This window comes from Collimonas sp., from assembly GCF_035566555.1.
GTDB lineage: Bacteria > Pseudomonadota > Gammaproteobacteria > Burkholderiales > Burkholderiaceae_D > Collimonas.
The window spans coordinates 44,233-55,639 of sequence record NZ_DATMRB010000015.1 but is presented as its reverse complement, the minus strand read 5'-3'; the positions used below and the strand labels follow the sequence as shown (position 1 = coordinate 55,639).

Sequence of the window (11,407 nt, the reverse complement as noted above, 5' to 3'; positions counted from 1 at the left end):
GTTTCGGTGGTCTGGATGTTGCGCTTCTGGATGTCGAAGATCGCCAGCGTCGCGGTCAGGTTTTCCGTTTCCAGCTTGGAGCCGATTTCATATCCCTTGGCCAGTTCCGGCGGCAGTTCGCCGATCGGCGTGGCGATCGAGGTATTCGGCTTGAACGATTCGCTGTAGCTGGCATACATCGACCAGTCCGGCGCCAGTTTGTAGACCACGCCGGCGCGCGGCGTCGCCCGTCCGGCGGCGACCTTGCTGCCGACGATGAAGGGACGGCCTTTGCCGGTCAGTTCGTTGAAATATTCGTAGCGGGCGCCGGCCAGCAGGATCCAGCGCTCATCCAGGTGGATGGAATCCTGCAGGAACACGCCGCGCGAGATCAGCTTGTCGGTCTGATCGCTGTCGGCCGGGCTGATCTTGCTGCCGGCCGGCGTCAGCTGGCCGTATGCCGGATCGTAGATGTTGAACTGGGTATTGCTCGGACCGCGGTAAAGATCGCCCAGCACCCGGTAGTTGCGCATGTAGTCGACGCCGCCGACGATATCGTGGCGCACCTCGCCCCAATTGAATTTGCCTTCCAGGTTCAAGGTCAGCGTATGGGCCGACTGCACGCCGTTCTGGGTGGCGTCGACGCGCCGGGTAGCGATGCCGGTGGCATAGTTGACCGACAATACGCGCGCCTGCCAGTCGTTGTAGTAGCTGCGGCTGAAACCGTAGCCGCCGTGCAGGGTCCAGTCAGCATTGAGTTTGTGGTCGAAGCGCAGGTTGGCGGCGTCCGAGCGGCCGGCCGAGACATTGTAGGCTTCGTCGAAACGGCGTTCCTTCGGGACCGCAACCGGATTGCCGCTGCGCGGATCGATGATGGTGCCGCGGTCGATCGGCACCGAGTAATTCATGTGTTCGTAGGCGAACGACAGGGTAGTATCGCGGCCATACCAGGCCAGCGACGGCGCCACCACCGATTGCGTGGTCTCGCCGAAGTTGCGCCAGTAATTGTTGCGCTGGTGATCCGCGATCAGGCGGTAAGCCAGCCCGGAATCGCCGATTGGTCCGGTCAGGTCGATCTGTTCGCTGATGCCGCCGTAGCTGGAGCCGCTGAGCGTGACGGAGCGCTGGTTTTCCAGCAAAGGCTTCTTGCTGATGACGTTGATTACGCCGCCCGGATCCATGCTGCCGTAGAGCATGGACGACGGTCCTTTCAGCACTTCGATGCGCTCCGTCGTCGGCGTGAAATTGCGCGGCTGCACCGACAGCATGCCGTCGCGCAGCATCGAATTGTCGCGGTTGTCGCCGAAGCCGCGCTTGATGATGGCGTCCAGCGTGCCGCCCAGCGTATTGCCCATGCGGATGCCGGAGACCGTATCCAGCGATTCCGCCAGGCTGCTCGGCTGGCGGTCCTGCAGGAACTGGGAGGTGACAACACTGACTGCTTGCGGCACGTCGATCAGGGTGGCGTCGCTGCGGCTGCCGACGGCAGCACGTTTCGCCTGGTAGCCGTTTTCGGCAGGATTGCCGCCATCCCGGCTGGCCTTGACGGAGACCGTGGGCAGCACGTTTTCGGCTGCCGCGGCGCTGTTGTTTGACTGTGTTGGCAGATCCGCTGCGATCGCGCCATGCGTCAGCATGAGCGAACATATCCCTACTAGTTGCTTTTTCAAAATTTCATCCTCACCGAGTTGTTTATATCTGGCTGTATTTTTTATAATTGGCGCCATTATATATAAATGAGAATCATTCGTAATAAATGATGTGGATTTCTTTGTGTTCCGCGCTTGAAACGGATGCTGGCGGGGTGCTCTCAGCAAGGCAGGAAATAGCTCTGTAGAATCGTCCTGCCGGCAAAACAGGATTTTTAAAGAGACTTTCGTTTAAAGGAACTATCAGTCATGAGTTATCACGCATCAAGCAAGCGCTACGACAACATGCAGTACCGTTTCTGTGGCCGTAGCGGCCTCAAGCTGCCGTTGTTGTCGATGGGACTCTGGCACAACTTCGGCGACACCACGTCGCTGGCGCGCCAGCGCGAGATGGTGCATACCGCCTTCGACCTCGGCATCACCCATTTCGACCTGGCCAATAACTACGGGCCGCCGTACGGCAGCGCCGAAACCAATTTTGGCCGCATCCTCAAGGAAGACTTGCGGCCTTACCGCGACGAGCTGATCATTTCGAGCAAGGCGGGCTGGGACATGTGGCCGGGGCCTTACGGACAGGGCGGCGGTTCGCGCAAATATGTGCTGGCCAGCCTGGATCAGAGCCTGCAGCGGCTGGGACTGGACTATGTCGATATTTTCTACTCGCACCGCTTCGATCCGGAGACGCCGCTGGAAGAAACCATGGGCGCGCTGGCCACTGCCGTACAGCAGGGCAAGGCACTGTATGTCGGCGTCTCCTCCTATTCGCCGGCCAAGACTGCGGAAGCGGCACAGCTGCTGCGCGACTGGAAAGTGCCATGTCTGATCCACCAGCCGTCTTACAACATGTTCAATCGCTGGATCGAAGATGGCTTGCTGGATACGCTGGAACAGGAGGGCATGGGTTGCATTACTTTCACCGCCCTGGCGCAAGGGCTGCTGAGCGACAAGTACCTGAACGGCGTGCCGCAGGATTCGCGCATCAACCGCGAGGGTGGCGGTTCGCTGCAGCAAGCCCACCTGAGCCCGGAAAACCTGGCGCGGGTGCGGGCGCTTAACGAGATTGCCAAGACCCGTGGCCAGAGCCTGGCGCAGATGGCGTTGGCTTGGGTATTGCGTGATCCGCGCGTGACCACTACGCTGATCGGCGCTAGCAGCCCGGCCCAGATCCGGGAAAACGTCGCCGCCTTGCAGTGCCTGGATTTTACCAAGGAAGAGCTGGCGGCGATCGATGAGCAGGCCAAAGAAGGCGGCATCAACCTGTGGGAACGTTCCATAAAAGAGCTGGCGCCTTGATGTCAGGCGTTTGAGAATTGCCATCTTGCAGATATAAAAACGGGCGCCTGAGGCGCCCGTTTTTTCTTCTCTCCCTGATACTTCGCCGCTAAACAGGTCTTGCTGAAATGGCAGGCTGACTAATGTCGCAAGCCATGGTAATGCTGCAAATTAGGGTCAGAGTCGAATTTTTGAAAAGGAATAATTCGACTCTGACCCCAATTTAATTTTTCATGCGAATGCAGCCGGGTGCTGGTTCTGCGCTGCGAGAAGCGCTGCCGGTACTGGTGCTTGCTGGCGGCGTTCGGTGCTGGGGGCGACGCTGAAGATTTCGCGGTAGGTTTTGCTGAAGTGGCAGGCGGACTGGAAGCCGCAGGCGACGGTGATGCTGAGGATCGACATGTCGGTCTGGCGCAGCAGTTCCCTGGCCTTGCGCAGGCGCAGGGTCAGGTAGTAGTGGGTGGGCGACATGCCCATGTGTTCCTTGAACATGCGCTGCAGCTGGCGCGGCGAAGAGTTCGACAGCTGCGCCAGTTCGTCCAGCGACAGGGGTTCTTCAATATTGGCTTCCATCAGCGACACCACTTCCACCATGGCCGGCCGGGCGGAGGTCATGCGCACTGTCAGCGGCACGCGTTGCTGGTCCTTGTGGTCGCGTACATGTTCCAGTATGAACTGGTCGGCGATCGCGGCAATCGTGGTTTTTCCGACCTGTCCGGAAATCAGGTTCAGCATCATGTCCAGCGGTGCAATGCCGCCGGTGCAGGTGATACGGTCGCGGTCGACCACAAACAGGTCGGGGGCGAAGGCAATCGCGGGATAGGAGCGCTTCATCGACGACAGGTTTTCCCAGTGCGTGGCGCAGGTGTAGCCATCCAGCAGTCCGGCTTCGGCCAGCGCGAAAGCGCCGGTGCACAGGCTGCCCAGCGTCATCCCTTGTTTTGCCAGGTCTCTCAGCAAGTCCAGCGTGGCGCTGTTGATGGCGCTGGCGATGTGGGTGCCGCCGCAGACGAAGACTGCATCGGCAGCCGCGCACTGGTCGGCGCGCATGGTGGTGACGGCGAGGCCGTTGCTGGCGCTGACGGCGCCGCCTTCGGGACTGATGATGGACCAGCGGTAGAGCGGTTTTCCTTCCAGATAATTTGCCATTCTCAGTACTTCGATGGCATTCGAAAATGCCAGCATCGTAAAGTTATTGAGCGGCATGAAAGCAAAGTGGGTGAAGGAAGTGGAAGTGCTTTTTGACATGACCTGCTCCGTTGGCAAACATCAGCGATGGACAATGTAACGTTGAATTGGCTGAACTAACAAACGCTTTCGGTTGTGCGTCGCAATAAGCATGCCAAGCCGACCAGACGCCGTCTTGCCATCTTCCGTGGGATCAATTAACGCCTGGATTCGCGCCGTATAGGACTATGGCGCCGAGTGTTCCTGGCAGCAGGCGATACAGTTGTTATCTGCCTGCAATCGACAGCAATAATTGTATAAACCACTACATCGGCGATCCCGCTTTTTGTGCACGCGATCCATTTCGGCGCAGGCGGCGTGAAATAGCGTCAAAACCGGCGCCAAAAGAGGCGCTTGGCTAAAAGTGACAGCAATGTCGCAAATTGAAAGGTTCCCGTCAGATCAAGTCAATAGCGGGCAAGGCCTTGGGAGAAGAATGATGTCAAGAGTTAGCCCCCTAGACGAATTTCATTTTCCAGGACCCCACCATGACACTTCCCGCATTTTCCCAATCGCTGGCGGAGCGCGACGCCCCGATCAAGCGCGCCATAGATCTTGAGCTGCAGCGCCAGCAAAACCAGATCGAAATGATCGCCTCGGAAAACATCGTGTCGCGTGCGGTGCTGGAAGCGCAGGGTTCGGTGCTGACCAACAAGTACGCCGAAGGCTATCCGGGCAAGCGCTACTATGGCGGCTGCGAATTCGCTGACCAGGTGGAAACGCTGGCGCTGGAGCGTGTCAAGCAACTGTTCGGCGCCAAATTCGCCAACGTGCAGCCGCATTCCGGCGCCCAGGCCAACGGCGCCGTCATGCTGGCGCTGGTCAAGCCGGGTGAAACGGTGCTGGGCATGTCGCTCGACGCCGGCGGCCACCTGACGCACGGCGCGCGGCCGGCCATGTCGGGCAAATGGTTCAACGCGGTGCAGTACGGCGTCAACCGCGATACTTATCTGATCGACTATGACGAAGTCGAAGCGCTGGCCAAGCAGCACAAGCCGCGCCTGATCATCGCCGGCTATTCGGCCTATCCGCGCCAACTCGACTTCGCCCGCTTCCGCGCCATCGCCGACAGCGTCGACGCGCTGCTGATGGTCGACATGGCGCATATCGCCGGCCTGGTGGCGACCGGTCATCATCCGAGCCCGGTGCCGCATGCGCACGTGGTCACCTCAACCACCCACAAGACCCTGCGCGGTCCGCGCGGCGGCTTTGTGCTGACCAATGATGAAGACATTGCCAAGAAAATCAATTCCGCCGTATTCCCGGGCTTGCAGGGCGGCCCGCTGATGCACGTGATCGCAGGCAAGGCAGTGGCCTTCGGCGAGGCGCTGGAGCCGGAGTTCAAGGAATACATCGGCAAGGTGGTCGCCAACGCCAAGGCGCTGGGCGAAGTGTTGCTGGCCGGCGGCGTCGATCTGGTCACCGGCGGCACCGAAAACCATCTGCTGCTGGTCGATCTGCGCCCCAAGGGCTTGAAGGGCACGCAAGTGGAACATGCGCTGGAACGCGCCGGCATCACCTGCAACAAGAACGGCATTCCCTTCGATACCGAAAAGCCTACCGTTACGTCCGGCATCCGCCTCGGCACGCCGGCCGGCACGGCGCGCGGCTTCGGCGTCGACGAGTTCCACACCATCGGCCGCCTGACGGTGGAGATCTTCGACGCCCTGGCGCGCAAGCCGGAGGGCGATGCCGAGGTCGAACAAAAGGTGCTGGCCGAAGTACAAGCGCTGTGCAAGCGTTTCCCTATCTATTGAGGACAGCGCCATGAGCAACTTGCATCAGCAAAGCCTGGTCATCGATGGCCTGAATATCTCCAGGTGGGAGCGGCCGGTATTCGAAGACATGAAGAAGGGCGGCCTGAGCGCCGTCAACTGCACCATTTCGGTGTGGGAGAATTTCCAGGGCACGGTCGGCAACGTGGTCGACATGAAGAACCTGATCCGCGACAACGCCGACCTGCTGACCCTGGTGCGTGGCGTCGACGACATCAAGCGGGCAAAAAAGGAAGGCCGTACCGGCGTCATTCTCGGTTTCCAGAACGCCCATGCGTTTGAAGACAACCTCGGCTATATCGAAGTGTTCGCCGAACTGGGCGTGCGGGTGGTGCAGCTCTGCTACAACACGCAGAACCTGATAGGCACCGGCTGCTACGAGCGTGACGGCGGTCTGTCCGGTTTCGGCCGCGAAGTGATCGCCGAGATGAACCGGGTCGGCATCATGGTCGATCTATCGCATGTCGGCGGCAATACTTCCACCGAAGCGATCCTGGCTTCCAACAAGCCGGTGTGCTATTCGCACTGCCTGCCGTCCGGCCTCAAGCAGCACCCGCGCAACAAGAGCGACGAGCAACTGAAATTCATCGCCGACCACGGCGGCTTCATCGGCGTCACCATGTTCCCGCCTTTCCTCAAGCGCGGCAGCAGCGCCAATGTCGACGACTACGTGGAAGCCTTCGATTACATCATCAACCTGGTCGGCGACGACTGCGTCGGCATCGGCACCGATTTCACGCAGGGTTACGGCAAGCCCTTCTTCGAATGGCTGACGCACGACAAGGGGCGCCATCGCCGCCTGACGGATTTCGGCACGGTGATCAATCCGGAAGGCTTCCGCACCATCGGCGATTTCCCCAACCTGACCACGGCCATGGAACGCGCCGGTTGGAAGGAAAGCCGCATCCGCAAGGTGCTGGGAGAGAACTGGCTGCGAGTGTTCGGCGAAGTCTGGACGGCTTGATAGCTTTACCTAAATACTAAGGAGTAGTGATGCAACCCCAATTGCCGATTGAAGTCGACGCCGAGACCGGCGTCTGGACTACCGACAAGCTGCCGATGCTGTATGTGCCACGCCATTTTTTCACCAATAACCACACCGCGGTGGAGGCAGCGCTCGGTCGCGACAAGTATGCGCAGATCCTGTATGACGCCGGCCACAAGTCTGCCTACTACTGGTGCGAGAAGGAAGCTCGCCAGCACGACATGTCAGGCCTCGACGTCTACAAACATTATCTGAAACGGCTGTCGCAACGCGGCTGGGGCTTGTTCTCCTTTACCGAGGTCGACGCCGCCAACGCCAGCGCCAGCATCAAGCTGGTCAACTCGTCATTCGTACTGCAGCAGCCTGAAGCGCAAGGCAAGCTGTGCTACATGTTCGCCGGCTGGTTCGCCGGCGCCATGGACTGGGTTTCCGACACCACCGGCAATCCGCGCCGCTCGGTGTGCAGCGAAACCCAGTGCGGCGGCGAGGGCCACGCACATTGCGTATTCACGGTGACACCGCTTTCCGTCTAGGGCCAGATACCGACCATGCGCTATCCCACTTTGTTTTCGCCGTTGACCCTGAACCAGGTAACCCTGCGCAACCGCGTGGTCAGCACCGCACATGCCGAAGTCTATGCCGACGCGGGCGGCTTGCCGGGTGAGCGTTATATCCGCTATTACGAAGAAAAGGCCAAGGGCGGCCTCGGCCTGGCGATTTGCGGCGGTTCCAGCACGGTTTCCATCGACAGCCCGCAAGGCTGGTGGAAATCGGTCAACCTGACCACCGACAAAGTCATCGAACCGCTGGCGCGCCTGGCGGAAGCCATGCACCGGCATGGCGCCAAGATCATGATCCAGGCCACCCACATGGGACGCCGTACGGCCTGGCATGGCGAGAACTGGCCGCATCTGGTCAGTCCCTCGGGGATACGCGAGCCGGTCCATCGCGGCAACGCCAAGATCATCGAGATCGAAGAGATCTGCCGCATCGTCGCCGACTTTGCCGCCGCTGCCAAAAGAGTCCAGCAAGCCGGCATGGACGGCATCGAAATTTCTGCCGCCCACCAGCAGCTGATCGACCAGTTCTGGAGCCCGCGCGTCAACCAGCGCAGTGATGGATACGGCGGCAGCCTGGAAAACCGCATGCGTTTCGGCATTGAGGTGCTGACTGCGGTGCGGGAAGCAGTCGGCAAGGATTTCTGCGTCGGCCTGCGCATGTGCGGCGATGAATTCCATGAAGACGGCGTCGATCACGAAACCGCCAAGCAGATTGCGCAGGCGATGTCGGCCAGCGGCCTGATCGATTTCCTGAGCGTGGTCGGCTCCGGCGCCGATACGCATAACACGCTGGCCAACTGCATGCCGCCTATGGCTTTGCCGCCGGAACCGTTCGTGCATCTGGCGGCCGGCATCAAGGCGGTGTCCAGCGTGCCGGTGATGCATGCGCAAAGCATACGCGACGCCGGCCAGGCGGAACGCATACTGGCGTCCGGCATGGTCGACCTGGTCGGCATGACGCGCGCGCAGATCGCCGATCCGCATATGGTGATCAAGATTCGCGACGGCCGTGAAGACGAGATCAAGCAATGCGTCGGCGCCAACTATTGCATCGACCGCCAGTACAACGGCCTGGACGTGCTATGCGTGCAGAATGCCGCCACCTCACGCGAGCAAAGCATGCCGCACCAGATCGCCAGGAGCCGCGGACCCAAGCGCAAGGTGGTGGTGGTCGGCGCCGGCCCGGCCGGGCTGGAAGCGGCGCGGGTGGTGCGCGAACGTGGCCATGAAGTGGTGCTGTTCGAACGTAGCGAAGCGGTCGGCGGCCAGATCAACCTGGCTGCCAAGGCGCCGCAACGCGAGCAGATGGCTGGCATCGTGCGCTGGTTTGACATGGAAACCAAGCGCCTCGGCGTCGACCGACGGCTGGGCGTGAATGCCGACGAAGCCATGATCATGGCGGAGCGGCCGGATATCGTGGTGCTGGCGACCGGCGGCAGCAATTACACCAGCCAGGTGGCAGCCTGGGGCATCGCCGAGGGTTTGTCGGTCAGTTCCTGGGACATCCTGCAAGGGCGGGTGGCGCCGGGCAAGAACGTGCTGGTGTATGACGGCATCAGCACCCACGCCGGCTTCGGCGTCGCCGATTTCCTGGCCAGCCGCGGCAGCCTGGTGGAAATCGTCACGCCCGACGTCAAGATCGCCGACGATACCGGCGGCACCACCTTCCCGATTTTCTATCGCCGCCTGTATGCCCAAGGCGTGATCCCGACGCCGAATTACTGGCTGGACCGGGTCTATGCCGAAGGCGACAAGAAAGTGGCGGTGCTGCGCAACGAATACACCGAGGTGCAGGAAGAGCGGGTGGTCGATCAGGTGGTGATTGAAAACGGCATCCTGCCCAACGACCAGCTGTACTGGTCGCTCAAGCCGCAATCGCTCAACCGCGGCCAGATCGACGTCAACAAGCTGTTCGCCGCCGAGCCGCAGCCGGCCTTGTCGGAACCGCTGGGTGACGGCCGCTTCCTGCTGTTCCGGGTCGGCGACTGCATCTCCATGCATAACATCCACGCCGCGATCTACGACTCGCTGCGCCTGTGCAAAGACTTCTGACTATGAGCGCGGCAGCTTCTTCCCTTAATCTGTTGATCACGATTTTGTTCTGGCTTTCGGTGGCCGGGCTGACGGTGGGCATGACGCGGCGGGCAGCGCTGTGGCGCGCCGGCCGTGAAGCACCGGTGGCCTGGCTGGGGCTGCTGGCCATTCCCAAGCGCTATTTTGTCGATCTGCACCATGTGGTGGCACGCGATCCGTATATCGCCCGCACCCACGTGGCCACCGCCGGCGGCGCGATTGCCGCCATGGCGCTGGTGGCGCTCAACTATGGCTTGATGCTGTATGCCGCGGCGCTGAATACCGCAATCGGCTTGTGCGCGCTGCTGATGCTGGTTGGCGTGCTGTTTGTCTGGCACCGCCGCCGTACGCCGCCGGCGCGCCTGTCGCGCGGCGCCTGGATGCGGCTGCCGTGGATGCTCGCAGCATTTGCGCTGGGCTTGCTGGCGCTGGGCTTGATTCCGCTGCAGCTCGTTTCCGGTGCGAGCGCGCTGGCGACCGTGTTTTTGCTGGGTCTTGGCGCCTGGACCCTGACCGTCGGCGCCACCCGCGGCGGGCCGATGAAGCATGCGCTGGCTGGCTTGCTGCACCTGGCTTTTCATCCGCGCCCTGAGCGTTTCAAGCAGGCTGCCGGCGGCACTCCGACCACGGCGCTCAAACCTCTGCAGCTGGCGCAAGGTGAGCTGGGGGTGGGCAAACCGATCGAGTTTCGCTGGAATCAATTGCTGAGCTTCGATGCCTGCGTCCAGTGCGGCAAGTGCGAAGCGGCCTGCCCGGCGTTTGCCGCCGGCCAGCCCTTGAATCCGAAGAAACTGATCCAGGACATGGTGACCGGCATGGCGGGCGGCAGCGACGCCGCATTTGCCGGCAGTCCCTATCCTGGCATTCCGCTCGGCGGCCATCAGGGCAGCCCACTGGATGCGATCGTACCGGGCCTGATTTCCAGCGACACGCTCTGGTCCTGCACCACCTGCCGCGCCTGCGTGCAGGAATGCCCGATGCTGATCGAACACGTGGATGCCATCGTCGATCTGCGCCGTCATCAAACCTTGCAGTTCGGTGCGGTGCCGGGCAAAGGACCGGAAGTACTGGCCAATTTGCGCGAAACCGGCAGCGCCGGCGGCTTCGATCTCGGTGTGCGTTACAACTGGGCGCTGGACCTGAATGTCCGCCAGATCAGCGCCGGCCAGGCGGTAGATGTGCTGCTGCTGGTGGGCGAAGGCGGCTTCGACATGCGTTACCAGCGCAGCCTGCGCGCGCTGGTCAAGGTGCTGCAGGCCGCGGATGTCGATTTCGCCGTGCTCGGTTCTCTGGAAAGCGATTGCGGCGATGTCGCCCGCCGCCTTGGCGATGAAGCGACCTTCCAGAACCTGGCGCAGCACATGATTGCGCAGCTGTCGGCATTTACCTTCAAGCACATCGTCACTGCGGATCCGCATGTCATGCATTGCTTGCGCAACGAATATCCGGCGCTCGGGGGCCACTATGAAGTGCTGCATCACACCGGCTTCATGGCGTCGCTGGTCAACCAAGGAAAACTCAAGCCGCGCGCGGCCGTCGATAACGAGCAGCGCTTTACCTATCACGACCCATGTTACCTGGGCCGCTATAACGGCGAAACCGAGGCGCCGCGCGAGTTGTTCAAGCTGCTGGGCCTGCCGCTGCATGAAATGGAACGCCATGGCATGCGCGGCCGCTGCTGCGGCGGTGGCGGCGGCGCGCCGCTGACCGATATCCCCGGTAAGCAGCGCATTCCCGATATCCGTATTCATGATGCTCGCACGGTGCGTGCCGATACCGTGGTGGTGGCCTGTCCGAACTGCACCGCGATGCTGGAAGGCGTAGTGGGGCCGCGTCCCGAGATACGCGATATCGCCGAACTGCTTGCCGCTGCATTGGAGGAATGAA

General features: G+C 61.4%; 8 protein-coding genes. 6 read left to right on the top strand and 2 right to left on the bottom strand.

The window, feature by feature from the left end:
- The coding region (locus VNZ65_RS02815) for a TonB-dependent receptor (RefSeq protein ID WP_325665862.1) at positions 1-1,649 on the bottom strand (1,649 nt) is incomplete at its 3' end.
- 228 nt (positions 1,650-1,877) lie between these two features.
- Between VNZ65_RS02815 and mgrA the strand changes: the two genes are divergently transcribed.
- Positions 1,878-2,921, top strand: a complete 1,044-nt coding sequence (gene mgrA, locus VNZ65_RS02810; protein WP_325665860.1) for an L-glyceraldehyde 3-phosphate reductase — start codon at positions 1,878-1,880, stop codon at positions 2,919-2,921.
- A gap of 210 nt (positions 2,922-3,131) precedes the next feature.
- Here mgrA and VNZ65_RS02805 read toward each other — a convergent pair whose 3' ends face one another.
- Positions 3,132-4,148 (bottom strand): GlxA family transcriptional regulator, encoded by a 1,017-nt coding sequence (locus VNZ65_RS02805; RefSeq protein WP_325665858.1) that lies wholly within the window; start codon positions 4,146-4,148, stop codon positions 3,132-3,134.
- A 467-nt stretch (positions 4,149-4,615) separates the two neighbouring features.
- Between VNZ65_RS02805 and VNZ65_RS02800 the strand changes: the two genes are divergently transcribed.
- The 5 genes from VNZ65_RS02800 to VNZ65_RS02780 are packed head-to-tail and all read left to right on the top strand — an operon-like array spanning position 4,616 to position 11,406.
- Positions 4,616-5,884 (top strand): serine hydroxymethyltransferase, encoded by a 1,269-nt coding sequence (locus tag VNZ65_RS02800; protein WP_325665856.1) that lies wholly within the window; start codon positions 4,616-4,618, stop codon positions 5,882-5,884.
- 10 nt (positions 5,885-5,894) lie between these two features.
- Positions 5,895-6,866 carry a dipeptidase gene (locus VNZ65_RS02795; RefSeq protein WP_325665854.1) on the top strand — a complete coding sequence of 324 codons (972 nt, stop codon included), beginning with the start codon at positions 5,895-5,897 and terminating at the stop codon, positions 6,864-6,866.
- A gap of 29 nt (positions 6,867-6,895) precedes the next feature.
- On the top strand, positions 6,896-7,420 hold the full coding sequence (locus tag VNZ65_RS02790) for a DUF5943 domain-containing protein (protein WP_325665852.1): 525 nt from the start codon (positions 6,896-6,898) through the stop codon (positions 7,418-7,420).
- A 15-nt stretch (positions 7,421-7,435) separates the two neighbouring features.
- On the top strand, positions 7,436-9,499 hold the full coding sequence (locus tag VNZ65_RS02785; RefSeq protein WP_325665850.1) for an NADH:flavin oxidoreductase: 2,064 nt from the start codon (positions 7,436-7,438) through the stop codon (positions 9,497-9,499).
- A 2-nt stretch (positions 9,500-9,501) separates the two neighbouring features.
- Positions 9,502-11,406 carry a (Fe-S)-binding protein gene (locus VNZ65_RS02780; RefSeq protein ID WP_325665848.1) on the top strand — a complete coding sequence of 635 codons (1,905 nt, stop codon included), beginning with the start codon at positions 9,502-9,504 and terminating at the stop codon, positions 11,404-11,406.
- Position 11,407: the final 1 nt, after the last annotated feature.

Bases quoted from the DNA above. Each gene is read 5' to 3' on its own strand.
- VNZ65_RS02800 (WP_325665856.1), top strand. From the start codon at position 4,616: ATGACACTTCCCGCATTTTCCCAATCGCTGGCGGAGCGCGACGCCCCG.
- VNZ65_RS02795 (WP_325665854.1), top strand. From the start codon at position 5,895: ATGAGCAACTTGCATCAGCAAAGCCTGGTCATCGATGGCCTGAATATC.
- VNZ65_RS02805 (WP_325665858.1), bottom strand. From the start codon at position 4,148: ATGTCAAAAAGCACTTCCACTTCCTTCACCCACTTTGCTTTCATGCCG.
- VNZ65_RS02785 (WP_325665850.1), top strand. From the start codon at position 7,436: ATGCGCTATCCCACTTTGTTTTCGCCGTTGACCCTGAACCAGGTAACC.
- VNZ65_RS02790 (WP_325665852.1), top strand. From the start codon at position 6,896: ATGCAACCCCAATTGCCGATTGAAGTCGACGCCGAGACCGGCGTCTGG.
- mgrA (WP_325665860.1), top strand. From the start codon at position 1,878: ATGAGTTATCACGCATCAAGCAAGCGCTACGACAACATGCAGTACCGT.
- VNZ65_RS02780 (WP_325665848.1), top strand. From the start codon at position 9,502: ATGAGCGCGGCAGCTTCTTCCCTTAATCTGTTGATCACGATTTTGTTC.